Source organism: Leucobacter sp. NPDC077196 (assembly GCF_040687075.1).
In the GTDB taxonomy this organism is placed as follows: Bacteria; Actinomycetota; Actinomycetes; order Actinomycetales; family Microbacteriaceae; genus Leucobacter.
Genome location: NZ_JBFBML010000001.1, coordinates 315,187 through 341,169 on the forward strand (window position 1 = coordinate 315,187; position 25,983 = coordinate 341,169).

24 protein-coding genes are annotated in these 25,983 nt (G+C 65.9%); 15 read left to right on the top strand and 9 right to left on the bottom strand.

Features of this window, described 5'->3' with window-relative positions:
* Nucleotides 1-157 precede the first annotated feature (157 nt).
* From AB0O71_RS01510 to AB0O71_RS01525, 4 genes are all read left to right on the top strand, one after another.
* The gene (locus AB0O71_RS01510; RefSeq protein WP_363741080.1) at nucleotides 158-808 is read left to right on the top strand and encodes an SDR family oxidoreductase; all 651 of its coding nucleotides are present in this window, start codon (nucleotides 158-160) and stop codon (nucleotides 806-808) included.
* Nucleotides 809-877: 69 nt separating this feature from the next.
* Nucleotides 878-1,300 carry a Fur family transcriptional regulator gene (locus tag AB0O71_RS01515; protein ID WP_363741082.1) on the top strand — a complete coding sequence of 141 codons (423 nt, stop codon included), beginning with the start codon at nucleotides 878-880 and terminating at the stop codon, nucleotides 1,298-1,300.
* Between the two features lie 67 nt (nucleotides 1,301-1,367).
* Nucleotides 1,368-2,846: a catalase gene (locus tag AB0O71_RS01520; protein WP_363741084.1), complete on the top strand. Its 1,479-nt coding sequence runs from the start codon at nucleotides 1,368-1,370 to the stop codon at nucleotides 2,844-2,846.
* Between the two features lie 424 nt (nucleotides 2,847-3,270).
* Nucleotides 3,271-5,856: a helix-turn-helix transcriptional regulator gene (locus AB0O71_RS01525; protein WP_363741086.1), complete on the top strand. Its 2,586-nt coding sequence runs from the start codon at nucleotides 3,271-3,273 to the stop codon at nucleotides 5,854-5,856.
* Between the two features lie 19 nt (nucleotides 5,857-5,875).
* Here AB0O71_RS01525 and AB0O71_RS01530 read toward each other — a convergent pair whose 3' ends face one another.
* Nucleotides 5,876-6,229, bottom strand: coding sequence for an ATP-dependent DNA ligase (locus AB0O71_RS01530; RefSeq protein ID WP_363741088.1), 354 nt, complete (start codon nucleotides 6,227-6,229; stop codon nucleotides 5,876-5,878).
* A 202-nt stretch (nucleotides 6,230-6,431) separates the two neighbouring features.
* Between AB0O71_RS01530 and AB0O71_RS01535 the strand changes: the two genes are divergently transcribed.
* Nucleotides 6,432-6,917: a hypothetical protein gene (locus AB0O71_RS01535; RefSeq protein ID WP_363741090.1), complete on the top strand. Its 486-nt coding sequence runs from the start codon at nucleotides 6,432-6,434 to the stop codon at nucleotides 6,915-6,917.
* Nucleotides 6,914-7,909 carry a cation transporter gene (locus tag AB0O71_RS01540; protein WP_363741092.1) on the top strand — a complete coding sequence of 332 codons (996 nt, stop codon included), beginning with the start codon at nucleotides 6,914-6,916 and terminating at the stop codon, nucleotides 7,907-7,909. The genes AB0O71_RS01535 and AB0O71_RS01540 overlap by 4 nt, the downstream gene beginning before the upstream one ends.
* Here the strand turns inward: AB0O71_RS01540 and AB0O71_RS01545 are convergent.
* On the bottom strand, nucleotides 7,904-8,959 hold the full coding sequence (locus AB0O71_RS01545; protein WP_363741094.1) for an AI-2E family transporter: 1,056 nt from the start codon (nucleotides 8,957-8,959) through the stop codon (nucleotides 7,904-7,906). The genes AB0O71_RS01540 and AB0O71_RS01545 overlap by 6 nt on opposite strands.
* 462 nt (nucleotides 8,960-9,421) lie before the next feature.
* Between AB0O71_RS01545 and ectB the strand changes: the two genes are divergently transcribed.
* The 6 genes from ectB to AB0O71_RS01575 all read left to right on the top strand — a co-directional run bounded on the left by ectB (nucleotide 9,422) and on the right by AB0O71_RS01575 (nucleotide 15,543).
* Nucleotides 9,422-10,687 carry a diaminobutyrate--2-oxoglutarate transaminase gene (gene ectB / locus AB0O71_RS01550; RefSeq protein ID WP_363741096.1) on the top strand — a complete coding sequence of 422 codons (1,266 nt, stop codon included), beginning with the start codon at nucleotides 9,422-9,424 and terminating at the stop codon, nucleotides 10,685-10,687.
* Nucleotides 10,688-10,844: 157 nt separating this feature from the next.
* Entirely contained in the window at nucleotides 10,845-11,657 is an 813-nt protein-coding gene (locus AB0O71_RS01555; RefSeq protein ID WP_363741098.1) for an ATP-binding cassette domain-containing protein, read from the top strand.
* Nucleotides 11,654-12,349: an ABC transporter permease subunit gene (locus tag AB0O71_RS01560; RefSeq protein WP_363741100.1), complete on the top strand. Its 696-nt coding sequence runs from the start codon at nucleotides 11,654-11,656 to the stop codon at nucleotides 12,347-12,349. The genes AB0O71_RS01555 and AB0O71_RS01560 overlap by 4 nt, the downstream gene beginning before the upstream one ends.
* Entirely contained in the window at nucleotides 12,346-13,023 is a 678-nt protein-coding gene (locus tag AB0O71_RS01565; RefSeq protein ID WP_363741102.1) for an ABC transporter permease subunit, read from the top strand. The genes AB0O71_RS01560 and AB0O71_RS01565 overlap by 4 nt, the downstream gene beginning before the upstream one ends.
* 56 nt (nucleotides 13,024-13,079) lie before the next feature.
* Nucleotides 13,080-14,027, top strand: coding sequence for an ABC transporter substrate-binding protein (locus AB0O71_RS01570; protein WP_363741104.1), 948 nt, complete (start codon nucleotides 13,080-13,082; stop codon nucleotides 14,025-14,027).
* 64 nt (nucleotides 14,028-14,091) lie between these two features.
* Entirely contained in the window at nucleotides 14,092-15,543 is a 1,452-nt protein-coding gene (locus AB0O71_RS01575; RefSeq protein ID WP_363741106.1) for a mycothione reductase, read from the top strand.
* A gap of 25 nt (nucleotides 15,544-15,568) precedes the next feature.
* Here the strand turns inward: AB0O71_RS01575 and AB0O71_RS01580 are convergent, their stop codons facing one another.
* Together AB0O71_RS01580 and AB0O71_RS01585 are read right to left on the bottom strand one after the other, a co-directional pair.
* Nucleotides 15,569-16,003, bottom strand: a complete 435-nt coding sequence (locus AB0O71_RS01580) for an NUDIX domain-containing protein (protein ID WP_363741108.1) — start codon at nucleotides 16,001-16,003, stop codon at nucleotides 15,569-15,571.
* Entirely contained in the window at nucleotides 16,000-16,818 is an 819-nt protein-coding gene (locus AB0O71_RS01585) for a M15 family metallopeptidase (protein WP_363741110.1), read from the bottom strand. The genes AB0O71_RS01580 and AB0O71_RS01585 overlap by 4 nt, the downstream gene beginning before the upstream one ends.
* A gap of 65 nt (nucleotides 16,819-16,883) precedes the next feature.
* Between AB0O71_RS01585 and AB0O71_RS01590 the strand changes: the two genes are divergently transcribed.
* A complete protein-coding gene (locus AB0O71_RS01590; protein ID WP_363741112.1) occupies nucleotides 16,884-18,218 on the top strand; it encodes a CapA family protein in 1,335 nt (444 codons plus the stop codon).
* Nucleotides 18,219-18,233: 15 nt separating this feature from the next.
* Here the strand turns inward: AB0O71_RS01590 and AB0O71_RS01595 are convergent, their stop codons facing one another.
* Entirely contained in the window at nucleotides 18,234-19,079 is an 846-nt protein-coding gene (locus AB0O71_RS01595; RefSeq protein WP_363741114.1) for a nitrilase-related carbon-nitrogen hydrolase, read from the bottom strand.
* A 115-nt stretch (nucleotides 19,080-19,194) separates the two neighbouring features.
* On the opposite strand from AB0O71_RS01595, the gene AB0O71_RS01600 reads away from it, so the two are divergent.
* Nucleotides 19,195-19,770 carry an NUDIX hydrolase family protein gene (locus AB0O71_RS01600; RefSeq protein ID WP_363741116.1) on the top strand — a complete coding sequence of 192 codons (576 nt, stop codon included), beginning with the start codon at nucleotides 19,195-19,197 and terminating at the stop codon, nucleotides 19,768-19,770.
* 27 nt (nucleotides 19,771-19,797) lie between these two features.
* Here the strand turns inward: AB0O71_RS01600 and AB0O71_RS01605 are convergent, their stop codons facing one another.
* Genes AB0O71_RS01605 through AB0O71_RS01620 form a run of 4 tightly spaced genes read right to left on the bottom strand, consistent with a single transcriptional unit; the run spans nucleotide 19,798 to nucleotide 22,157 of the window.
* Nucleotides 19,798-20,265: a SprT-like domain-containing protein gene (locus AB0O71_RS01605; protein WP_363741119.1), complete on the bottom strand. Its 468-nt coding sequence runs from the start codon at nucleotides 20,263-20,265 to the stop codon at nucleotides 19,798-19,800.
* A gap of 4 nt (nucleotides 20,266-20,269) precedes the next feature.
* Entirely contained in the window at nucleotides 20,270-21,106 is an 837-nt protein-coding gene (locus AB0O71_RS01610; RefSeq protein ID WP_363741121.1) for a fused MFS/spermidine synthase, read from the bottom strand.
* A 17-nt stretch (nucleotides 21,107-21,123) separates the two neighbouring features.
* Nucleotides 21,124-21,411 (bottom strand): glutaredoxin domain-containing protein, encoded by a 288-nt coding sequence (locus tag AB0O71_RS01615; RefSeq protein ID WP_363741123.1) that lies wholly within the window; start codon nucleotides 21,409-21,411, stop codon nucleotides 21,124-21,126.
* 47 nt (nucleotides 21,412-21,458) lie between these two features.
* Nucleotides 21,459-22,157, bottom strand: coding sequence for a phosphatase PAP2 family protein (locus AB0O71_RS01620; RefSeq protein WP_363741125.1), 699 nt, complete (start codon nucleotides 22,155-22,157; stop codon nucleotides 21,459-21,461).
* A 312-nt stretch (nucleotides 22,158-22,469) separates the two neighbouring features.
* Here AB0O71_RS01620 and AB0O71_RS01625 point away from each other — a divergent pair, with 312 nt between their 5' ends.
* The gene (locus AB0O71_RS01625; protein ID WP_363741128.1) at nucleotides 22,470-25,967 is read left to right on the top strand and encodes a DNA-directed RNA polymerase subunit beta; all 3,498 of its coding nucleotides are present in this window, start codon (nucleotides 22,470-22,472) and stop codon (nucleotides 25,965-25,967) included.
* Nucleotides 25,968-25,983: the final 16 nt, after the last annotated feature.

Here is a 25,983-nt window from a genome sequence, read left to right on the forward strand (position 1 = left end):
ACATCACGAGCCTGACGTATCGCCGCCCCGGCCGGCACCCCGTTGCACGCGGCGGAACTGGACGCTAGACGCGCGGAAAAGAGGCTGCTCACGGATGCCGTTCCGCCCGTTTCCGCTCCTGGAGAAACGGGGTGCGAGCGAGCGTAGTGTGGTGGACATGGCACGCATCATTATTTTCGGTGGACACGGCAAGATCGCTCTCCTCACGGAGCCGCTGCTCGCGGAGCGCGGAGACTCGGTGACGGCGGTGATTCGGAATCCCGACCAATCGCAAGACGTGCGCGAGGCAGGCGCTGAACCGCGGGTGGTAGATATCGAACAGCTCGACGTCGACGGGCTCGCCGCAGTGATCGAAGGTCACGATGCGGTCGTGTGGTCGGCCGGCGCCGGCGGAGGCGACGCCGAGCGGACGCTCGCTGTCGATCGTGATGCGGCGATCCGCACCATGGACGCAGCAGTTCGCGCCGGGGTGCAGCGCTATGTGATGGTGTCGTACTTCGGCTCCTCGCGCGATCATGGGGTTGATCCCGAGAACTCATTCTTCACGTACGCGGAAGCGAAGTCGCAGGCCGACGAGCACCTGCGGAAATCGGGGCTCGAGTGGACGGTGCTCGGTCCCAGCGGGCTCACCCTCGACGCGCCGACGGGGGCGATCGATGTCGACGCTGACGAGGGTGCGACGGTGTCGCGCGCAGACGTCGCCGCAACGATCGCCGCAGTACTCGCTGACGACAGCACTATTCGCCGTACCATCCAGTTCAATACGGGAGATACGCCCATCGCCGAGGCGGTGCGAGGCGACGCCTGACGGGGCGAGATGCTGTGACACGCCCTCCCATATTTGAATTACTCAAAATAACTCGGTAGGGTGCACAGTATGGAGACGGACACCGAGCAAGCACTGCGCGACGTCGGCCTGCGGGCAACCGCGGGCCGCGTCGCGGTGCTCGATGCACTCGCCTCCATGCCGCACTCGAACGCAGACCATGTGTTTCGAGTGGTTTCAAGCGCGCTGCCCACGACATCGATTCAGTCGGTGCACAACATTCTTGCCGATCTGACGATGGCGGGCCTGAGCCGCCGCGTCGAGCCGGCGGGGTCCGCATCGCTCTATGAGCGGCGAGTGAACGATAACCATCACCACGTCGTCTGCTCCCAGTGCGGGGCGATCGCCGATGTCGATTGTGTTGTCGGGCATACGCCGTGCCTCTCCCCGTCGGCAACGGGGGGCTTTACCGTCCAGACCGCCGAGGTCACCTTTTGGGGCGTGTGCCCCGATTGCACCAGCTCGGCCGCATAGTCGACCACGCACCGAGGCCGCGAGGCCGAGGCGGCATTCGCCGTGCGCACAACTCCCGAGGAGCAACATGAGTACACCTGATACCACCACACAGACCGGCACCCCCGTCGCCAGCGACGAGCACTCGCTCGCCGCGGGCCGCGACGGCGCGATCGCGTTGCACGATCGCTACCTCGTCGAGAAGCTCGCCCAGTTCAATCGCGAGCGCATCCCGGAGCGCATTGTGCACGCGAAGGGCGGCGGAGCCTTCGGCGAGTTCGTCGTCACGGGCGACGTCTCGGCGTACACGCGTGCCGCACTCTTCCAGCCCGGTGCCCGCACCGAGACGGTCCAGCGGTTCTCCTCGGTCGCCGGCGAGCAGGGGTCGCCCGACACCTGGCGCGATGTGCGCGGCTTCTCGGTGAAGTTCTACACCTCCGAGGGCAACTACGACATCGTGGGCAACAACACCCCGGTGTTCTTCATTCGCGATGGCATCAAGTTTCCCGATTTCATCCACTCGCAGAAGCGTCTCCCCGGCTCGGGTCTTCGCGATGCGGACATGCAGTGGGACTTCTGGACGCTCTCGCCCGAGTCGGCGCATCAGGTGACGTATCTCATGGGCGACCGCGGGTTGCCGCGCTCGTGGCGGCACATGCCGGGATTCGGCTCGCACACCTACCAGTGGATCAACGAGGCCGGCGAGCGTTTCTGGGTGAAATACCACTTCGACGCGCTGCAGGGCAACGTCGAGATGTCGAGCGAGGAGGCCGAGGCGATCGCGGGAGCAGACGCGGACTACTACCGCCGCGATCTCTTCGACGCCATCGAGCGCGGCGAGTACCCGGCATGGAAGGTGTCGGTTCAGGTGATGCCGTACGAGGATGCGAAGACGTACCGCTTCAATCCGTTCGATCTTACGAAGGTGTGGCCGCATGCTGACTACCCGTTGATCGAGGTCGGCGTGCACACGCTGAATCGCAATCCCGAGAACTTCTTCGCGCAGATCGAACAGGCGGCGTTCTCGCCGGCCAACACCGTGCCGGGCATCGACATCAGCCCCGACCGCATGCTTCAGGCCCGCGTCTTCTCGTACCCCGACGCCCAGCGATACCGCGTCGGCACGAACTACAACCAGATCCCGGTGAACGCTCCGGTCGCTCCGGTTTCCAACTACTCGCAGGACGGAGCTCAGCGCCACGGCTTCAATGCACCGAGTACGCCGGTGTACGCTCCGAACTCGAAGGGCGGCCCCGTTGCCGACCCGGCAGCGGCGGGCGCAGGATCCTGGGAATCGGACGGCGAGCTGGTGCGCACCGCAGCAACGTTGCACGCCGAGGATGACGACTTCGGTCAGGCGGGCACCCTCTACCGCAACGTCTTCGATGCCGCGGCCCGGGCGCGCTTCCTCACGACCATCACCGGAGCGGTGGGTGGCGTGCAGAGCGCCGAGATTCGCGAACGCGCGGTCTGGTACTGGACGCAGGTCGACGCCGAACTCGGCGCGGCGCTCCGTCGCAACTTGGAGGCCGGCGTCGAGGCTGTCGCAGCGACGGTCGACGCGTAACTGAGATCGAAAGGACTGGCGAGAAGAGTGTTCTCGCCAGTCCTTTCGCCTGTGCTCGTTCAGTGCTGAGTCTCTGCTCGGGCCGTTCGAGCACGGTTCGATACTGCATCTCAGCGCAACGCATACCTATCCCGGTACGCCACCTGCGTGAAAGGTGACGCACGACGCTTCAACGCCCGCGCATTCCGTGCTGGGTAGCGAACAGCCTCATAGGCTTCAACTTCGTCTCGGGAACCGGAGGGGGAGTCATGCGTGCCGTCAATGCGAAACCGTTCGCGCACTTCGTGGAGCCGACCAACTCGCTCGCTCATCGTGGAAGCGCTCACTCGAGCGCGCCGTGCTGCAGTTTGCCTTACGCGCCGACCAGCACGCGTGTTACCGTGAGCCTCGGACGGTGTGGTCGATGAGGAGAGGAGATCTCCCCGTGAAGGGTCGGGATCGCAGCCTTGCGAAGGCGCAAAGCCTCGTCGAGAGCGGCTTGAGCGTTGACGTCGTTGGAAGCCGCGGTAGCGGACGCACCGCCTTCATGCAGGCTCTCGCAGAGCGACTCGAAGAGAATAGCTGGACCGTGCGTCGGGTGCGCGGTGTCGCCTCGCTGAAGCAGAATCCGTTCGCCGCAATTGCTCTGTCGGGCATCGCGGAACTGACGCCGACCCGCCGCATCGACGCCGTCATCGAAGACGTCGGGCGCCAGCTGACGGAGCAGGTGACGAACGCGCGCTGCGCCTACTTCCTTGATGACTGGGACGACCTCGATGAAGTCTCCTGGGGCGTGATCGAATACGTTCGTCGCACGACCGGCGTGCCCATTGTGATCTCGCGCCTGCAGGGCCTCCGCGCCCGCCATACGCCGAGCGGCCTTCCATCGTCGACGCTTTCTCCCACCTACGTGATCGACATGCTTCCGCTGAGATTTGAAGATCTCGATGCGGTGATGAGCGAATACCTGGGCGCGAGCCTCGAGTCGGGCACCTCTCGACGCCTGTATACGAAGACCGGCGGCAACGTCGGTCTCGCGCTGTCGTTGATCGACGCGACCGTGCGTGAAGGGCGACTCGTGCAGATCGACGGGAACCTCTGGACCGCGACCGGCGAGTTGTGGAGCCCAGCACTTCGCGCGGTCATGGAGATGCACTTGGAAAGCTTGGACCCCGCATCTCGTGACGCTCTGGAGACCATTGCGATGGTGGGGCTCGTCGACGTGGAGACGGTGCGCACGCTCGTCGACTGGCCGACTCTCGAACTCCTCGAGGAGCGCGCCATGATCGCGTTCGCGCAGGGAACTCGCAGCAACTACGTCTCCGTCGTGCCGCCGCTATTCACCAGCTATTTCCGCCACGATCCCCTCTCCGCACGTCGCATCCGCTTGACGGAGAAGATCCTCTCCACGCTCGGGAGCGCTTCGTCGAATCTGGAGCTCGACCACATCTGGAACGACGCGAACTCGGGCGGTGAGAAGCAGGACGCACTCTTCGCTGGAATGCTGCGCGAATCTTTGAAGACCCGCCAGCTCGTTGCGGCCTACGAATGGGAGAAGAACCCGAATGTTCACACGGCGAACGCCTACGTCGACATACTGACGCAGGCCGGCGTCGCGGCCTCTGGCCCGAGCATCGAGCGGGTGTTTTCAGAAACCGATGGGAGAAGCGGCGACATCGCTTCGCGCGCGGAGTACTACGCGAAGCGGGCGGATTGGCTCGCCTACGGTCTCGGCCAGGTTGACGAGGCGGTGACGTTCCTGGAGAGCCATGCTCGCGAGCTGTCGAGTCACGGAAGAATGCTCGACGCCAGGCGCATCAGCATTCTCGCCGATTTCCGATCAGTTCCCGCAGGCTTCGAGATCGTGCTCGAAGTGACCGATGATTTGCCGGTTCCCGTGCAGACCGCGCTCCTCGAAGCGCAACTGCGCGTCCTGATCATCGCCGGGCGGCTCGTCGACGGAAATCGAGTGTACGAGGAGCTCCGGCGCCTCGATCCGCAGGGCGAACGCGCCTCAGCCCGGTCGGTGCAAGGAATCAGTCTGCTGGCCCAGGGCGCCTTCGAAGCGGGAAGCCGAGACCTCAACAACGGTCTTGACGAAGCGCGGGGAAATCTCGACATTCACGCATTCCGCGCCTTCGCCGGGGGCATGGCCTACGCGCACCTGCACAGCGGGGATATGCGGGCGCACGGTGAGCTTCTCGACGTCGCCCTGTCGACAGGCGAACTGGCGCCGGTGCCGCCCGGAAGTCGCACGTCCATACTCGTTTCCGCGTGCATCCTCGCTGCGGCGCGAGGGCAGGTGGCGCTGTGCAACAAGTACGCCGCGCTCCTCCGATCCGAGAACACCGCGGACCTCGCGCTGCCCGGTCAGAGTGCCGCTTGGGCTGAAGCGCAGGTCGAGATCCTCGAGGGCGAATCTGGCAACGCCGCGGATACCATCTGGGATGCGTCGGCAGAGCTGCGCGAGCGAGGCGCGGTGTTCGCCGCGCAGCTCGGCATGCTCGCCTCGCTGGAAATGAAGATGGATGAAGCCCGGCTCACGGAGACACTGGCACTGCTCGAGCAGCATCCGGATACCGTGGTGCTCGGCGCGCAGGGCAGATACCTTTCTGCTGCGGCTCGCGGAGACGCGAACGAGATGCTCGCAGCAGCCGACGTGCTCGCGAAGCATCATCGGATCGGCATGGCGGCCTCGGCCTACGGCCGTGCCGCCGACCTGTTCGCGGAGGATCAGAAGCTCGATCTACGCGACGAGGCGCTGCTCAGCGAACGCAAGCTGCGTACGCAGTACCCGGGACGCACCTTCAACACCACGCGTTTCGGCGGATTGGGAACCGCGCTGTCAAAGCGCGAGAAGGAAGTCGCGTCCCTCGCGGTGAACGGGCTCAGCAACCACGAAATCGCGACACGCCTCGTGGTCAGTGTGCGCACCGTCGACAGTCATATGTACCGGATCATGCGCAAACTCGGCGTGCCGAGCCGCGACGCTCTCGGAGCGAAACTCGGATCCGGCGACCTGCTCAACTGATCAACTGCCGCCCGAACGACTATCGGCGCGCGCGCAGATTTCCCGGGTACTGGTTTCCAGTGGCCTCGGCTTCTGCGAGCGAACCGTCTTCTTTGGTGACGATGAGCCCCGTCGTCGCGTTCGCGGATTCGCCCAGCTGCAGCAGCCAGTCCGTATTGATCTCGGGAACGCGACTGCCCAAGAACTTGAAGGTGATGGACGTCTCTGGGGCGATCCAGATGGCGCTGCGGCCATCGCCGGAGTTCGCGCTGTCCTTCCAAGACATCAGAAAGGACTCTTGACGCATGAGCTTCTGCACGATGGTGATCTGCAAGTGCGAGAGGAGTCGATCCTCGAAATGCGTGGTGAGCCCGTCGTAGCGTATCGATCCCATGTCAGCTCCTGATAACCCTCAGGTAGCCGGAGGGAGATCCCCTGACGAGAAACGCCTAAGTGATGAGAGTCAAGTCTACGGGCGCTCATCGCGGTACCCCTTGACACGTCGTCGTATCGCGCGCGGTGGGTATGCCTTTGCGCATGTCAGCCTCTCCGCGCAAGGATCTTCCCTCCGTCGGTCACTGTGCGATGATGCCGATATGCACGTGAAGATGGTGGATCGCGCCAGGCTGCTGAGAGCGGGGATAGTTGCAGCCCTGGTACTCGCGCTCACAGGCTGCGGCATCTCGATTCCGTCGGACCCTCAGGGCACTCTGGATCGCGCAACCGGGGAAGAGCTGCGGATCGGGCTCGCCATCGAGCCTGGGCTGAGCGAAGGCGGAGCACCGCCAACCGGACCACTTGTCGACCTCGCGAACGAGTATGCGACGTCGATCGATGCACGGCCGGAATGGGAGATCGGCGGCGAGGAGACCCTGATCGAGATGCTTGAACAGGAGCAGATCGACATCGCCTTCGGCAACTTTTCCGAAGATTCGCCGTGGTCGGATCGTGCGGCGCTCTCTCGGCCCTTCACCGCCGACGGCGGCGGCGCGGGCATGATCGTCGCGCTCATGCCGCTCGGTGAGAACGCACTGGTGTCGAGCTTCGAGCGGTTCGTCGACGATACCGGGAGGGCCCAGTGAGCGGAGCGAGAAACGGACTGGCGCGCGGGCTCCCCGACGAACAGGCGGGAGCGCTGCGAAAAGCGGTCAGATGGCAGATTTTCACGGTGTGCTACACCGCGATCACCATTACCGCTGTCGCGTTCGTGCTCGGGAATTCGCAAGCGATGAAGACTGCCTGGATCGAAGACATGCTCTCGCTCCTGCCGCAGCTGTCGTTCTTCGTCGCGTTGATCTTCATACACCGCCGCCCCACTCCGAAGTTGCCGTACGGTCAGCACCGTGCCATGAGCGTCGGGCACCTGGTCGCCGGAGTCGCACTTCTCGCCGTCGGTGGAAGCCTGGCCGCCGAAGCGATCATCGGATTGGTCAAAACCGAGCATCCCACCATCGGTACTGTGAACCTGTTCGGAAACACCATCTGGCTAGGGTGGTTGATGGTGCTCGTCATGGCGATCATCGTGATCGGGCCCGTGTTCCTCTACGGCCCGGCGAAGGCGAAACTCGCGCCGGTGCTGCACAACAAGCTGCTCTACGCGGATGCGGATATGGCAAAGGCGGATTGGCAGACGAATGTCGCGTCCATCGTCGGTGTGCTCGGTGTCGGGATCGGATGGTGGTGGCTCGACGGTGCTGCTGCCGTGTTCATCTCGCTGGGCATCATGAGGGACGGCTTTCGCAATACGCGAGCTGCGGTCTCAGATCTCATGGATCAGCGCGCGCGGACCTTCGACAATTCGAAGCGCCATCCGCTGGCTGACGATATCCACCGGTACCTCGCGGGCTTGACGTGGGTCAAGGAGGCCGGCATACGCATGCGGGATGAGGGGCAGGTGTTCCACATCGAGGTGTTCATCGTGCCTCGCGCAGACTCACTCACGGCGGAGCGGGCCGACGAGATCACCCGGGCGCTGCACGACCTGGATTGGAAGGTTCAAGATGTCGTCGTCGCTGTGACCACGGCACTTCCCGACCACTTGGATCTGCCGCACAGCCTCGGCGCGAGTTCATAACTGGGGCGACCTTCGCAGAACGGCCAGGCTTCGTCGGGCGAGTGACACGAGCGGTGGCCCGAGCACCATTCCGAGGATGCCCGCGATGGCGCCCCCGATGAGCGTTGAGAGCAGCACGGAGACGGGGTGCAGCTTGAGGGAATTCCCCAGCGCCCACGAGCTCACCACGCTCTGTATGGTGCCGTTGGAGACCATCAGGCTCGCGCCGACGATGAGCGCTGGAATGGCCCCGCCGGATCCGAAAGCGATCAGTACCGCGAACGCCCCGGTGATCCACGCTCCAACGTAAGGCACGAAGGAAAGCGTGAAATACAGGATCAGCATGGGCACGAGCAGTGGTACGCGAAGCAGGAGCAACGGCACGACGAAGATGGGTGCCGTAATGAGAGCTGTCACGGCGATGCCCGTGAAGTAGCCCCGCAGCGACTGCCGCGCCAGTCCGTCGATCTCCATGATGCGAGATTCGTCCCAAGACCCCGCTCGCGCGAGCCAAACGGGAAACAGCCGACCGTCACGCAGTGCGAAGTAGAGGAAGAACAGCGCGAGGAACGCGCTGAAGATGAAGGACGCAACTCCCCATACCGCGCTCGTGACGGCTCCGAGCAACCCGAAACCGAGCTGAGGTACGGCGTCGTTCGCGGCAGAGCGCAGGGGTTCCACCCATGACACATCAATGCCAGATGCGAGCAACGACTCCTTCAGGCGTCTCCAGCTCTCCCACAGCTGCTCCGATATCTGCGAGAGCTGTTGTGCGAACCCGATGACGATTACGGCGCACAGGCCCGCGGTGATCACAACGGCGATCACCAGTGCGATCGCGGCGGCGAGAGAGGCGGGCACATGGAATCGGCGGAGGGCCGTCACCAGGGGTTCGAGGACTGTGCTCAAGATCACTGCGATGAGGAGGGGGATCAGTATTCCACTCAGCGCGCTCGCACCGCTCGCAACGACCACGCCGAGAAGGATCGTTCCGAGAGCGGCCCAGCTGATCGCCCCCATGCGACGCACTCGAGCGGAGAGCGTGACCTCCGAAGAGTTGAACGAGTCCATTCTGCATAGTAACCCGGCCGTGGATACTTGCGCAGCAACCCTACGTAGGTGCTGTCGATCGGCATGCTCGATGCGGGTTTGACTCCGCCGGGTACTGCAAACCTGCGCGATCATTCGGGTTCTGCCGGGAGAACCATCTCGCGCGCCCGTCCGTCGGTGAGTATTGCAGGGCAGCACATGCCCGCAGGACCACCCACCCCCCCTAGCGACTGGGGGCATGCGGTTGCAGAGGTGCCCAGCACCTCGCTGGAGGATTGGCCGCTCGTGAATTTCGGTTCTCGCGCGTAGGCGAACGAGCGGCCGATCCTCCGCTCAACTCTCTGCTCGAGCCGCCCGTTTGGCACGTGCGTGGACGGAAACCGCTTATCCTCGGTAGGAGGAGATCGGCGCACCACCCCGCGTCGGATCGACGATCAGCGCGGCACCCCGCGCATCGCTAAGGCAGAAGAGAGAGCTGGATTCATGAGCGACCTTGCAGTGTTCGACCAGTACGAGTCCGAGGTGCGGGGGTACATTCGCTCGTTCCCCATCGTCTTCGAACGCGCGCAGGGCTCGGTGCTCACCGCCGAAGACGGTCGCGAGTACCTCGACTTCTTCAGCGGTGCAGGAGTCGTCAATTACGGCCACAACAACCCGGCATTCACGAAGGCACTCATCAGCTATCTGGAGAGCGGCGGCATCATCCACGGTCTCGACATGGCGACGGCTGCCAAGCGCGACTTCATCGAGACGTTCCAGCGTCTCGTGCTCGCGCCGCGCGGACTCCACTACAAGATCCAGTTCACCGGGCCCACCGGTGCGAATGCCGTGGAGTCGGCGCTGAAGCTCGCCCGCCAGGCCACGGGACGCCAGAACGTGGTCGCGTTCACGAATGGCTTTCACGGGCTGAGCCTGGGAGCGCTCGCCGCAACCGGCAATGAGAAGTACCGCGCAGCCGGTGGCGTGCCGCTCTCCGATGTCACACGTCTGCCCTATGACGGGTACCTCGGCGACGGAGTCGACACCCTCGACCTGTTCGAGCGCATGCTCGATGATCCTGGCTCGGGGCTCGACCTGCCCGCAGCGGTGATCGTCGAGACGATCCAGGGGGAGGGCGGCATCAACGTTGCGAGCCCCGAGTGGTTGCAGCGGCTGCGCGCGATGACAGAGGCACGAGGCATCCTCCTCATCGTCGACGATATCCAGTCGGGAGTGGGGCGCAGCGGCGCGTTCTTCAGCTTCGAGCAGTCTGGCATCGTTCCCGATCTCGTGACTGTCTCGAAATCGATTTCTGCCTCGGGTCTGCCGATGGCCATTCTGCTGATGCGACCTGAAATCGACGTTTGGCAGCCCGGAGCGCACACGGGCACCTTTCGCGGCAACAACCTCGCGTTCGTCTCGGCACGCGTCGCCCTCGAGACCTACTGGGCCGATGCCTCATTCACCACGATCATCGCCGAGCGCGAGGCGCAGGTGCGCACGGCGCTCGAGAGCATCGCGGAGGATTATCCCGAGGCCGGGTTCACGGTGCGCGGGCGAGGGCTGATGTACGGCCTCGCCTCCGCCTCGCGACCGACACTCGCCGGAGCCACTTCTCAGGAAGCCTTCACACGGGGCGTGGTCATTGAGACCTCAGGCGCACGGGACGAGGTGCTGAAGTTCTTGCCGGCGCTCACCATTTCGGCCGAAGAACTCGACCGCGGTGTCGCCATCGTGCGCGAGGCGCTCAGGGCGGCGCTTGCGGCCTAGCGGGGAGAACGGCGTCTCCCGGGTGCATCGCGCGCGACAGAGCTGAAGTGCCCGCATACCGAAGAGCACGATTCGGTTACAAGGGCTTGTCACGTAGAGACCCGGGAGGGCTAGGGTTGTTGTGCGCCGCCTTCGGCGCGACCACCGAGGGGGCGACGTGATCGAGTTCGAACGAGTTTCGAAGGTCTTCCCCGGTGGTGCAACGGCGGTGCACGAGTTTTCGGTCACGATCCCTTCGCATCGGGCCGTAGTGCTGGTCGGCTCATCCGGATCCGGCAAGACGACGCTCATGCGCATGGTCAACCGAATGGTCGAGCCGAGCTCGGGTCGGGTGCTCATCGATGGCGAGGACGTGCGCGACCGCGACGCCGTAGACCTGCGTCGCTCGATCGGATACGTGCTGCAGCAGGGCGGTTTATTGCCCCATCGCACCGTCGCCGACAATGTTGCGACGGTTCCGGTGCTCACCGGAACTTCGCGTCGTGAAGCGCGTCGGGCGGCGGGCGAACTCCTCGAACGCGTGGGTCTCGACCCCGAGCTGGGCGCACGGTACCCAGCCCAGCTGTCGGGTGGTCAGCAGCAGCGCGTGGGCGTCGCGCGTGCGCTGGCATCGGATCCGAACATCCTGCTCATGGACGAGCCGTTCGGAGCCGTCGACCCGATCGTGCGGCGCGAGCTGCAGCAGGAATTGCTGCGTCTGCAGGCCGAGCTCGGCAAGACCATCCTCTTCGTCACTCACGATGTCGATGAGGCCTTCCTGCTCGGTGACGAGGTGGTCGTGCTCGAAGCCGGCGGCAGGATCGCCCAGCGTGGCACTCCCACCGAAATTCTCGGCAGCCCCGCGAACGATTTCGTGCGCGACTTCGTAGGTGCCGACCGCGGTGAGCGACGTCTGCATGTCGTGGAAACCGACGGGCAGCGCCTCGCCGTCGATGCTGCCGGTCGTCCAGTCGGAGTGCTCGAGTCGTGAACTGGCCGATTGCGAACTGGGAGTTCGTGCTCGAACTCGCCGTCAAGCACCTGCTGCTCAGCGTTCCCGCGATCCTCATCAGCGTGATCGTTGCGGTGCCGATCGGACGACTCGCCTTTCGTCGACCTCGCATCGGGGGGCCGCTGCTGTCGGTGGCGTCTCTCGCGTACGCCATCCCGGCGCTTCCGCTGCTCATCATTCTCCCCGCGCTCATCGGCACCTCATTGCGGTCGTGGCAGACGATGGTCGCGGCGCTGAGCGTGTACGGGGTCGCGCTGCTCGTGCGCACCGCGTGCGACGCGTTCGCATCCGTCGACGGCCAGTTGCGCGACGCCGCTCTGGCGATCGGCTTCGCGCCGCGCGGGCTCTTCTGGCGAGTCGATCTGCCCCTCGCAGTGCCGGTGCTGATCTCCGGGATCCGCGTGGTGTCGGTCTCGACGATCAGCCTCGTGACGCTCGGCGCGCTCATCGGGGTGCCGAGCCTCGGTACGCTGCTGACCGACGGATTCCAACGAGGAATCTTTGCCGAGATCTGGACCGGCGTCATCGCGACCGTGCTGCTGGCTCTCGTGCTCGATGTCGCGGTGCTCGGGATCGGTCGGGCTCTGACTCCGTGGTCGCGCCGGGTGTCCCAGCGATCAACGCTGCGACATCGGACGTCGGCTCCCGCGGAAGCGGAGGAGCGCGCATGAATCTGTTCGCCGACGCCGTCGCCTGGCTCACCGACCCGGCCAACTGGAGCGTAAGCGGCGGAATTCCGACGCGCCTGTTGCAACATCTGGCCCTCGCGATCGGCTCGCTGCTGCTCGCCGGGATCATCGCACTTCCACTCGGCGCGATCATCGGACACACTCGCCGCGGTGCGGGAGCGGTCGGCGCGCTCGCGGGTGCAGCGCGCGCGCTGCCCACGCTCGGCGTGCTCACCCTGTTCGGTCTCGCACTCGGCATCGGCATCACGGCCCCCGTGCTCGCGCTGATCGTGCTCGCGATCCCATCGCTGCTGGCCGGTGCGTATGCGGGAGTCAGCGCTATCGAGCCGTCCATCCCGTCCGCGGCCAAGGCCGTGGGCTTCAGCCCGGCGCAGGTGCTGCTGCGCGTCGAGCTCCCGCTCGCGCTGCCCGTCATGATCGGCGGGGTGCGCGCTGCGACACTCCAGGTGGTGTCGACGGCGACCCTTGCCGCCTACACCTCCGACGTCGGACTCGGCCGCTACTTGTTCTCGGGCTTGAAATCGCGCGACTACGGGCTGATGCTCGCCGGTGCGCTGCTCGTCATCGCGCTGACGCTCGTACTCGAGATCCTGCTCGCACTGTTCCAGCGCACAGCGGCCCGTCGCATCGCCCGCATACCGGCCCGCGCCGGCTGACACGTTCGCAGCATCCACGTCATTGCACACACTCCCGACCGAGAGGAACTCCGATCATGCATCGTCGACCCGCACTTCGCTCCGCCCGCTGGGGCGCAGCATTCGCCGCAGGAGCCATCGCGCTCACCGCCGCACTCACCGGCTGCTCGAGCAGCGACCCGCTCGCCGAGGGTGGCGGCGACGGCGAAACGTCTGCCGCTGAGGGCGGCCCCATCGTCGTCGGCTCGCAGGACTACTACTCCAACGAGATCATCTCCGAGATCTACGCTCAGGCGCTCGAAGCCGATGGCTTCGAGGTCGACCGCCAGTTCCGCATCGGCCAGCGCGAGGTCTACCTGCCCGAGATCGAGAGTGGCAAGATCGACCTCTTCCCCGAGTACAGCGGCAACCTGCTGCAGTACTTCGATGCAGAGGCGCCCGAGCGCGTGTCTGAGGAGGTCTACGACGCACTGGTCGAAGCGATGCCCGAAGGACTGCGCGTGCTCGAGCAGTCGCCCGCGACCGACCAGGATACGTATGTCGTAACGCGCGACTTCGCCGATCAGTGGGATCTCGAGACCGTCGACGATCTGAAGAATGTTACCGATCCGCTCACCTTCGGCTCGAACTCCGAAGCTGAGACACGGCCCTATGGTCCCGCCGGTCTCGCCGAGACCTACGGCATCGAGGGCGTGCAGTTCACCCCGATCGAAGACAGCGGCGGGCCCCTTACGGTGAAGGCGCTCAAGGATGGCGCGATCCAGTTCGCGAACATCTACTCGGCCGACCCGTCGCTCGCCGCGAACGACCTCGTGACTCTCGAGGACACGAAGGGCATCTTCCTCGCGTCGCACGTCGTGCCGATCGCGAGCGAGAAGATCGACGATCAGGCCGAGAGCGTGATCAACGAGGTCAACGCGGCGCTCAGCCCGGACGATCTGGTCGAGCTCAACGGCCAGAGCGTCAACGATGAGCGGGCTGCGGCGGATATCGCGACGGAATGGCTCGACGGGCAGTCCTTCTAAGCCGGACAGCCGGACAGCCGGACACCCGGTCGGCAGGTGAGCCGGTCAGCCGTAGGATCTCCCTATGGAGAATCCTGCGGTTGACCTGGCGATCATCGGATCCGGATCGGGCAACTCGCTCGTCACCCCCTTCTGGGACGACCGCCGAGTCGTCATCGCCGAGGCCGGTGTATTCGGCGGCACCTGCCTGAACGTCGGCTGCATCCCGACGAAGATGTACGTGCGGCCAGCGGCGTTCGCTCGAGGGCCTGAAGAGGCGGCGCGCTTGGGCGTGATGCAGCGCACCGAGTCGGTCGACTGGCCGGGTATGCGCGATCGTATTTTCGGGCGGATCGATGCCATCTCGGCCGCGGGGGAGCGCTACCGGCGCGACGAGCTCGACAACGTCGAGCTGATCTCTCAGCGGGTGCGACTCACCGGCACCCACGGGTTCGCAGCAGCCGACGGAACGCGAGTCGAGGCGCGACAGCTCGTGATCGCTGCGGGATCGCGAGCCGTGATCCCCGATATCCCAGGCATCGATCTGCCGCAGGTGCACACATCCGACACGATCATGCGTCTTCCCGAGCTGCCGAAGCGCGTGCTCATCATCGGCGGCGGCTATATCGCGGCTGAATTCGCCAACATCTTCTCGGCCTTCGGTTCCTCGGTCGTGCAGGTGCATCGCGGTGCGCAGCTGCTGAAGCGCGCGGATGCCGAGATCGCTGCGCGCTTCACCGCGCAAGCGGCCCGGCAGTGGGATCTCAGACTCGAACGGAACGTCATCGCGATCCGCCCGGCCGACGACGGAGGTGTCGTCGCCGACATCGCGCCCGGCACCGCGGCTCGCGGCGACGGAATGACCAGCGCCGTCGAGCAGATCGCTGCCGACGTCGTGCTCGTGGCGACGGGCCGAACACCGAACTCCGATCGTGTCGGCGCGGCTGAAGCGGGCATCGACCTGCACGATGACGGCCGGATCGCCGTCGATGCGTATCAACGAGTGCTCTCGGGCGGCGCGCCGGTGCCGGGACTCTACGCACTGGGCGACATCAGTTCGGCGTCGCAGCTCAAGCACGTTGCGAATCATGAGGCCCGCGTCGTGGCACACAATCTCGAGCATCCCCACGACCTGCGCGAGGCGCATCACCAGGCGATTCCCGCTGCCGTCTTCACCGACCCCGAGGTGGCCCAAGTCGGTCTCACGGAAGCGGAAGCCGTCGCGGCATTCGGTGCGGAGCAGATCACCGCGAAACTGCAGGCCTATGGGGACACGGCGTACGGGTGGGCGCTTGAGGATCAATCCGGCGTGTTCAAAGTCGTCGCTGATCGACGCGATGGGCGCATTCTTGGTGCACACGTCATGGGATACCAGGCCTCCAACTTGATACAGGTCGTCATCTCGGCGATGAGCTTCGGCATCGACGCCCACTCCGCGGCCCGCGGGCAGTATTGGATTCACCCCGCACTCATGGAGGTCGCCGAGAATGCGCTGCTCGGGCTCGACGTGCCTGTGGGCGAACGCCCGGTGCTGTAGGCGAGACGCGCGGGCTGCTGTTCCGCTAACGCGCCTCGGTCGCCGGTTCGGCGAGCAATGCCGGGAAGATGTAGTCGGTGTTCAGGGGTGCCAGATCGGCGCGCGAATCGTGGGGATCCACCCATTCGAGCGCCGCGATTTCCGCCCTCGGTCGAGCGGTGGCTGCTTCGGGCACCCACGGGTGCTCGAAGACGGTCGCCTCCACGATGTGCCCGGGCTCGTTCGCGGCCGCGGCTCGGAACACGCCGAGCTGCCGCAGCCTGCCGCGCTCGAGCGAGATGCCGAGCTCCTCGCCGAACTCTCGCACGGCGGTATCGATGGGAGCTTCTCCGGGCTCATGCTTGCCGCCGGGCAGCATGAGCGCAGAGGTGCCGCGTTTGCGCACGTTCAGCACCCGCCCTGCGGCATCGCGCATCACCACCGCGCTCACGCGAATCGTGCGCGCATCGAAGCCGCTCACGATGCGTACCCCGGCGCGCTCGGAAGGCCGAAGAACTCCTCGAGCGTCGTGACACCGGTCTCGCGCATCTGCTCGGCGAGTTCGGGGCCGACGTACCGAAAATGCCACGGCTCTGGCATGAACCCCGTCACCTCCTGCTTGCCTTCGGGGTAGCGCACGATGAACCCGTGCTCGGCCGCGTGCTCGGCCAGCCAGATACCAGCGGGCGTATCACCGAAGCATGCGGAGAGATAGCAGTCCCCGTGGTCGTCGAAGTCGACGACGAGCCCGGTTTGGTGCTCGGAGTGCCCGGGTCGCGCGGAGTACGTGTCCGCCGCCGCTTGCCCGTCGCGCATCACGTACCCGTCGTACAGTGCGACCTGCGTGGCATAATCCCGGTACGCGCTGATGATGCGCACGTTCAGACCATCGGCTGCAGCCGCGGCGACGAAGGCCTCAACGGCGCGCGCGGCGGGGTGTCGCAACGGCTGGGCGAACTCGTTCTCCACTCCTGCGGGCATGACGAGGTCGTCCGGGGCGAAATCGTTGGGCTGCAGCCGCCGCAGCTTGTTCGTGACGACCCAGAGCGATGCGGGATCGTCGAGGGAATGAGCCGTCGCGTCGAAGTCGGAGTCGGCGGGTGTCTGCTCCGCGGGCTCCGCCTCGTGGGTCGCCTCGGCGCTCGATTCGGGTGACGCGGTCTCCGAATGCGAATCCGCCGTCGAATCCGCGCTGCCTGTCGTCGCGGCCGGCTCAGGAGCGCACCCCGTGAGCGCGATCGGGGCTGCTCCGATGCAGAGCAGCGCGAGAGCCGCGCTGAATCGTCTCGGTGCCATGAGATCATGCTATCGGGGCCGCGGTGCGGCGCGGAGGCGGCCTCGCGGGCGGCTACGCTGGTGCTATGCAGGACGGTAGCGAGACTCGGTCGGAGACCCCGGCGGGGTACACCCCCATCGCGGTGACGGGAAAGCGTCGTCTCTCCCGCCGCGCGCGTCTCGCCATCGTCTTCACCGCCTCGGCGGTCGCGGTGCTCGGGTTCGGCGGAGCGGCTGCCGCATGGGTGTGGGGCCCCGAACGTGAGGCTGATCCACCGGCTGCGGTCGAGGATCCCTCGCCGACGCCCGACCCCTCGCCGCCCGCCGAATCCGAGTCGAGCGCCGATCCGGATCCCGAGGTCGCCGCGGAGCCCGAAGACGGCCACGCGCGCGTCATTGCGATGGGCGACATGCTTCCCCATGATTCTGTGAACGGAAACGCGCTGCAGCCCGATGGAACCTACGAGTACGGTCAGTTCTTCGCCGGCATCGCTCCGCAGCTCGCCGCCGCCGACGTCACCTTCTGCAATCAAGAGGTGCCGAGCGCCGGTGTCGATTTCGGTATCAGCGGGTATCCGACCTTCAATGCTCCTGCGGAGTTCGCGGGGGGCCTGCACGCCGTTGCGGGGTGCGACCTCGTGAACCTCGCGACGAACCACAGCGCAGACCTCGGTCCCGCCGGCATCGCTGCCACTCGCAGCGTGTGGGACGGCCTGACCCCCTCCGCCGTCGACGGGGCGAACCGCACTGCCGAGGAGCAGCGCGCGGTTCCGGTCTTCGAGCAGAACGGGATGACGTTCGCGCTGGTCTCATTCGCCGAGTACTCGAACGCGCCCATCGATGGGGTATCGCTGAACATGATGAGCGATGACGCGCTCGTGACGGATCTGATGGCACAGGCGAGCGAGCTCGCGGATGTGGTGGTCGTATCTGCCCACTGGGGCACCGAGGATTCGCACGAGGTCAACGATCAGCAACGAGCATTCGCGCAGCGCGTCGCCGACCTCGGCGCCGACGTCATCGTCGGCACAGGCCCGCATGTGCTGCAACCGATGGCCTGGCTCGATCGAGTAGACGGCGGGCGCACCCTCGTGTGGTACTCCATCGGCAACATGCTGAACACTCAGCTCGAGCTGGACCAGCGCACTGGGGTGATCGCCGGGTTCGACGCCGTGCGCGATTCGGCCTCTGGAGCCGTGAAGGTCGAGAACCCGACGGCGGTACTCACCTACATGCACTACGACTGGACGGCGGAGCAGGAGGCCGCCGGCGATCTGCTGGCGCGAACGAACCTGTCGATCACTCCGCTCGCACAGGCCGACGAGCTGCTGGCGACCACGCGTTTCGGAGTGACGGCCGAGCAGCAGATTGCAGCGTCGGCGGCAATACTCGGACCGGATGTCGCCATTCTGCCCGAGTAGCAGCGCTCGGGCTGGTCAGAGGTTCCCGTCGGCGAGGGCCCGGTAGTCCTGCGGACTCAAACGGTCTCCGATGACGGGGAACTCCTCTCGTACGCTGTCGACCTGGGTCGGATCGATATCGACGATGAGCGTCTCTTCGCCGTCGCCGCACTCCGCGACGATGCGCCCCGACGGGTCCACGACCCGGCTGAACCCGCCGAGCTGCACGTCGGACTGACTGCCGCACGCGTTCGTTGCAATGATCCAGAGCTGATGCTCGACGGCGCGTGCCTGGGTGAGGAGGCGCCAGTGCTCCCGCCGTGCCGCCGGCCAGGCCGCCGGGACGATCGCGGCTTCTGCACCGCGCGCGCTGAGCTCTTGCCAGAGGCCGGGAAAGCGCAGGTCGTAGCAGGTCGTGCTCGCGGTGGCGCCCAGGGCTGCTGCCGTAACGCTCAACGACTGTCCCGGCGTGAGCAGTTGCGACTCCAGCGACTGGTAGCCGAATACGTGTATCTTGCGGTACGTCTGTGAGATTCGGCCCGATGCATCGACGAGCACGGCGGTGTTGTGCAGCTTGCCGTGCTCGCCCCGCTCGACGATGCTGCCGAGGTGCACCTCACTGCCCAGATCGCGGGCCACACGCTGCGCCATCTGCACGGTGGGTCCGTCGAGTGTCTCCGCGCGCTCCTCGTAGCGATCGAAGGCGAAGTACCCGGCGCTCCACAGTTCTGGGAGCGTGATGAGGTCGATGTTCTCGAGTTGGCGCAGCTGCGCTTCCACGCGTTCGATGCGCGTCGCCGGTGACTCGTCGTCCGGGCTCGCGATCTGGGCTACGGCAACGCGCCGGGGGCCGGAGATTTCGGGGTGCGGGTGCGTGTGCATGTTTCACAGCCTAGGCGAGGCGCGCCACGCACGACATGATCACCGGGCGTGGCAGGATGGGACTGCCCGGTCGTGCCGCGATCCGGGTCGCGACGACGACGGGACTGGTGAGGGTATGACGATCGATACGGCCGAACTCCCCGATCCCGATGGTCCGGAAGATCGCCCGACGCCTCCCGGGAACCCCGGTTGGCTGAGCGAAGACGAGCTGAGCTTCGTACGCGGGCGGATGCCGATCATGTATGTCGAGGCGGTGCCCGTGCGACTCGACGGACTCGGGCAGGTCGTCGAGGTCGGGCTGCTGCTGCGCAGCACCCCCGAGGGGGTGATGCGGCGCTCGCTCGTTTCGGGGCGCGTGCGCTACGGCGAGACGCTGCGCGAAGCGCTCTTCCGCCACCTCGAGAACGATCTCGGGCCGATGGCGTTCCCGCAGATGCCCGCGGCGCTCGTGCCAGCGCAGGTGGCCGAGTACTTCCCGATGCCGGGCATCTCGCCGTACGTCGACGATCGACAGCACGCCGTATCGCTGGTGTACGTCGTGCCGGTCACCGGCACCTGCAATCCCCGTCAAGATGCGCTCGAGGTGACGTGGATGGCGCCTGAGGAGGCGATCGCCCCCGCGACGCTTGACGAGTTCTCGAACGGTCGCGGAGCACTGCTGCGCCAGGCGCTTTCGTCGATCAGCTGCTGACCCGAGTGCGCCCCGCGCCCTGATTGCTCAGCGCCTGCGCCAGGCGATCAGGTGACCTGCCGAGAACGTTCGCGCGCACTTGCCGCAGGAATGCACCCGAGTCGGCTTGCGAAACCTGAAGTGCTCGTGGCCTGCTGAGCACGTTCCGACCCAGGGCGCGCGCTCGTGCGCGATCTCCCCGCGATGCGTCACGCCGCCGACATATCCGAGGTCGCGCGCGATCGCTCTCCATCCGGGCCCGTGGGCCGCCTCGGGCCCGGCGAGCGCGTGCGCGACCTCGTGCAGGAGTACCTGATGGATGTCGTCGTCGTCGAACTTCTCGGCGAGATATCGCGAGACGGTGATTCGTCGTTCGGTGTAATTGCAGAGCCCGGCACGGCGCTTGGCGTTGTCGAAGGCGAACGTCCACGGCTGTTCGGTGCGTTTCGGGGGTGCTGACAGGTGCATGGCGATGAGCGCCTCAGCCCAGACGCGCACGCGTGCGAGGTCGGCCACAGCTTCAGTCTCGACCGAAGAGCGTGCGCGCTGGCTCGGGGGAGTCGACAGCCGTCGCGTCGGTGATCGGGGAGGCGCTGCGCGCGAGCTCGTCGAATTCGCGCCCGACGAGCATGCGGGCGGGGTGCGGACCGCCCGCGAGCAGCCTGGGAAGCCAGTCGAGCGACTCGAGATCGGTATCGGAGGCGATGAACACGACATTGCCGAATCGGCGGCCCTTGAGCACCTGCGGCTCGGCGACCGCCGCCGTCGATGCGAACAGGCCCGTCAGCGTCGCCGCCTGGCCGCGCACGAACGGGAGCCCGGCCCCATCGGCCGCGTTCACCACGATGAGGCCGGTCGGGGCGAGGAACGGACGCAGGGATTCGTAGAACTCCGTGCTCGAGACGTGGGCGGGAGTGCGCGCGCCGGCGAAAATGTCGACCACGATGAGATCCATCGCGCCCAGCATCCCTTCTGGCAGTTTCCCCACGACCTCTCGCGCATCGCCGCGACGCACGCGGATACTCGCCCGCTTCGGTAGGGGTGCGGCCTCTCGCACGAGATCGACGAGGGCTCCTTCGAGCTCGATGACCTGCTGACGGCTTCCCGGTCGGGTCGCTTCGATGTATCGGGGAAGCGTGAAGGCGCCCCCGCCGAGATGCAGAGCGGAGATCGCCTGGCCGTTCGGTCGAAAGAGATCGATCACGTGCCCGATGCGGCGGATGTACTCGAAGAACAGCTCCGACGGGTCGCGAAGGTTCACATGCGACTGCGGGGTGCCGTCGACGAGCAGCTGCACCGCTCCCGGAACCCAGCGATCCTCCTCGATCTCCGCTCGAAGCCCGGACGTGAGAGTCACAGGTGCCGGAAGGGGGGTCACGAGCGGCCGAGTCCGAGCTCCGCGATCTTCCGCAGCATGTCGGCGTTCGAGGGCTCCACCTGATGGCTGCTATCGGGGTACAGGATCACGGGGATGCTGGTGCGGCCGCTGATATCGCGCGCCACCTCGGCGGCCGAGGCGTCCTCCACGAGATCGACATAGCGGTACGGTGCCGACGAGCGGTCGAAGATGAGCTTGGCGCGTCGGCAGTCTCCGCACCAGTCGGCGCCGAAGATGATGGTCTCGGCGGCGGATCGCGGGTGGTCGGTAGGCAGATCGCTCATGCCGATCAGCCTACGCCTCGCCGCCGACATCGGCCGCGTCGCAGAGTTCAGCGCCGTTGCGCCGGTGCCGCGGCCGGGTCGAACCAGAGGCGCCGGGCGAGGATCGCGATCGCCGTTCCCAGCAGTGCCCCGGCTACCGTGTCGGTGAGCCAATGGACGTGAAGCGCGGTGCGGCTCCACATCATCGCGATGATCCACAGCGCTGCTGCGGCGACGATCCAGGCGGTGAGCTGCGATCCGAGGCGCTCGGAGCCGATCGCGACGAGCATGATCGAGACGGCGATGGCGGCGGCGCCCATGGAGTGGCCGGAGGGGTAGGAGGCCCCGTGGCTCTCGAAGAGCTGCCCGGTCGGTCGGGTGCGCAGCACGAGCGCCTTGCAGATCTCAGACGCGGCTACGCCGAGCAGCGCGGCGGTGATGATGGCGGCGGCGTCTCGCGGGCGCCTGAGCGCGAAGCAGAGCGCGGCGAGGATCGCGGTGCACGCTGCTGCGCCCACGCCGTCGCCCGCCTGTGCGAGAAACACGGCGACCGCGTAGGCCGCCGACCCGCGTTCAACAGAGACCGCGTCGGCCCACCACGCATCGATGCCGAGCGCGCCCGTGTGGGTGAGGCGCAGGTACGCCCCGAATGCCGCGATCGCGAGCAGTGCGATGACCGAAGCGGTGACGGCCGCCCGCGGGGGAGTGCGCCTGAGCCCCGCGTCGGCCGGTGCGCGTCGGGGGTGTGGTCGTTCGGTCGGGGCCATTCCGTTACGCTACTCGAACGTTCCTGTGTCGACCGTCGGGAGCGCACCGTCTGCGTCGCTGCGGTGATCCCGGATTCGCGCCGAATCCGCGCCATCTGCCGATGCTCCGAACGTTCGGCATCTCCGTACTGGACACGGGGTAACGATGCTGTTACAGTTGACAGTTGCACTACGGACACCAGTGTGCCTGCATATATCGGTAGGCCCCGGGAGCTGGCGCGAAAGCGCAGATGAGCCTCGATGGCGTGATCCTGAAGCAATTCTCGCAAGACCAGGTCAACCGGCCCGACGGGGCCCACGGAGGTAGTTTCCTTGGCTGCTGCGCGCAACGCATCGTCCACCCAGAACCCGAAGAACGGCCGCGATCACCAGCGGCTCTCCTTCGCTAAGATTTCCGACACGCTGTCGGTGCCGAACCTGCTGGCACTGCAGCTCGAGAGCTTCGACTGGCTCGTCGGTAACGACACGTGGAAGTCGCGTGTCGTCGAGGCGCAAGCTCAGGGGCGCGATGACATCGCGCTGAAGAGCGGCCTCGAAGAGATCTTCGATGAGATCTCGCCGATCGAAGACAACGCCGGAACGATGCAGCTCTCGTTCGAGAACCCGATTCTCGATGAGCAGAAGTTCACCATCGAGGAGTGCAAGGAGCGCGGCAAGACTTACGCCGCGCCGCTGTACGTCGAGGCGGCGTTCTACAACACCGAGACTCAGGTGCTGAAGAGCCAGACGGTCTACATGGGCGATTTCCCCATCATGACCGGCAAGGGCACCTTCATCATCAACGGCACCGAGCGCGTCATCGTCTCGCAGCTCGTGCGCAGCCCCGGTGTCTACTTCGAGCGCGCCCAGGAGAAGACCAGCGATAAGGACGTCTTCACCGCACGCGTGATTCCGAGTCGTGGAGCATGGCTCGAGTTCGAGGTCGACAAGCGCGACCAGGTCGGCGTGCGCATCGACCGCAAGCGCAAGCAGTCGGTCACCGTCTTCTTGAAGGCGCTCGGTATGACCAGCGAGGAGATCCTCGAGGAGTTCGCCGGCTACGAGTCGATCGCGCTCACCCTGGAGAAGGACGCGATCGTCACCCAGGAAGAAGCGCTCAAGGACATCTACCGCAAGCAGCGTCCGGGCGAGCAGGTGGCCATCGAGGCAGCACGCGCCCTGCTCGACAACAGCTACTTCAACTCGAAGCGCTACGACCTCGCGAAGGTCGGTCGCTACAAGATCAACCGCAAGCTCGGCGTCGACGCTCCCATCACCGATTCGGTGCTGTCGCTCGAAGACATCGTCGCCACGATCAAGTACCTGGTGGGCCTGCACGCCGGCACCGAGAAGCTCCCCGGCACCCGCGAGGGCAAGCCGGTCGACCTGCGTCTCGAGACCGACGACATCGATCACTTCGGCAACCGCCGCATCCGCGCCGTCGGCGAGCTGATCCAGAACCAGGTGCGCACCGGTCTCAGCCGCATGGAGCGCGTCGTGCGCGAGCGCATGACGACGCAGGACATCGAGGCGATCACGCCGAACACCCTGATCAACACCCGGCCCGTGCTGGCCGCGATCAAGGAGTTCTTCGGAACGTCGCAGCTGTCGCAGTTCATGGATCAGAACAACCCGCTCGCTGGCCTGACGAACAAGCGCCGTCTCTCCGCGCTCGGCCCCGGCGGTCTCTCCCGCGACCGCGCCGGCGTCGAGGTGCGAGACGTGCACCCGTCGCACTACGGCCGCATGTGCCCGATCGAGACGCCGGAAGGCCCGAACATCGGCCTGATCGGCGCGCTCGCAACCTTCGCGCGCATTAACGCCTTTGGCTTCATCGAGACCCCCTACCGTCGCGTCGTCGACGGCAAGGTCACCGACCAGGTCGATTACCTCACCGCGCACGAAGAGGACGAGTACCTCATCGCGCAGGCCGGCGCTCCGCTCACGCAGGACGGCACGTTCGCCGAGAAGCAGGTGCTCGCGCGCCCCCGCGGCTCAGAGGTCATCATGGTCGACGCCGAGCGCGTCGGCTACATGGACGTCTCGCCCCGCCAGATGGTGTCGGTCGCCACGTCGCTGATCCCGTTCCTCGAGCACGACGATGCGAACCGCGCCCTGATGGGTGCGAACATGCAGCGTCAGGCCGTTCCGCTGGTGCGCAGCGAATCGCCCGTGGTCGGTACCGGTATGGAGGGCTACGCAGCCATCGACGCGGGTGACGTCATCACCGCGGCGAAGTCGGGCGTCGTCGACGAGGTCTCTGCGGACTTCGTCACCATCCAAGAGGATGAGGGCGGCACGAAGAGCTACTTCATGCGCAAGTTCGACCGCTCGAACCAGGGCACGAACTACAACCACCGCGTCATCGTCAAGGCCGGCGAGCGCATCGAGGCCGGCGAGGTCATCGCCGACGGCCCCGCGACGGAGAACGGCGAGCTCGCGCTCGGCAAGAACCTGCTCGTGGCGTTCATGTCGTGGGAGGGTCACAACTTCGAGGACGCGATCATCCTCAGCCAGAACCTGGTGAAGGACGACACGCTCTCCTCGATCCACATCGAGGAGTACGACGTCGATGCCCGCGACACCAAGCTCGGCAAGGAGGAGATCACCCGTGACCTCCCCAACGCCAGCATGGAGGCGCTGAAGGACCTCGACGAGCGCGGCATCATCCGCATCGGCGCCGAGGTCACGCCCGGCGACATCCTCGTCGGCAAGGTCACACCGAAGGGCGAGACCGAGCTCTCGGCCGAGGAGCGCCTGCTCCGTGCGATCTTCAACGAGAAGAGCCGTGAGGTGCGCGACACGTCGCTCAAGGTGCCGCACGGCGTCTCGGGCACCGTCACGTCGGTCAAGGTCTTCGATGCCGAGAACGACAACGACGACGAGCTCGGCTCGGGCGTCAACCAGCGCGTGGTCGTCTACATCGCGCAGAAGCGCAAGATCACCGAGGGCGACAAGCTCGCGGGCCGTCACGGCAACAAGGGCGTCATCTCGAAGATCCTCCCGATCGAAGACATGCCGTTCCTCGAGGACGGCACGCCGGTCGACGTGATCCTGAACCCCCTGGGCATCCCTGGCCGAATGAACTTCGGACAGGTGCTCGAAGTGCACCTCGGCTGGATCGCCAAGCAGGGCTGGAAGGTCGAAGGCACGCCCGAGTGGGCCGCCAAGCTCTCCCAGCAGGCGCTCGAGGCCGCACCGAACACCAAGGTCGCAACCCCGGTGTTCGACGGCGCATCCGAGGCCGAGATCGCCGGGCTGCTCGACTCAACGCTCGTCACTCGCGACGGGGATCGCCTCATCGATTCCTCGGGCAAGACGCGCCTGTTCGACGGTCGCTCCGGAGAACCGTACCCGTACCCGATCTCGGTCGGCTACATGTACATCCTGAAGCTGCACCACCTCGTGGACGACAAGATCCACGCGCGCTCGACCGGCCCCTACTCCATGATCACCCAGCAGCCCCTGGGCGGTAAGGCGCAGTTCGGCGGACAGCGCTTCGGTGAGATGGAAGTGTGGGCGCTCGAGGCCTACGGCGCCGCATACGCGCTGCAGGAGCTGCTCACGGTGAAGTCTGACGACATCCTGGGTCGCGTGAAGGTGTACGAGGCGATCGTGCGCGGGGAGAACATTCCCGAGCCCGGCGTACCCGAGTCCTTCCGAGTGCTCATGAAGGAGATGCAGTCGCTCTGCCTGAACGTCGAGGTGCTCAACGCTGAAGGCAATGCCGTCAACCTGCGCGACAACGACGACGAGGCGCACCGCACTGCGGAAGAGCTCGGCATCAATCTCTCCACCCGCTTCGAATCTTCGTCGATCGACGAGATCTAAGCCGGCGTAACCTTCA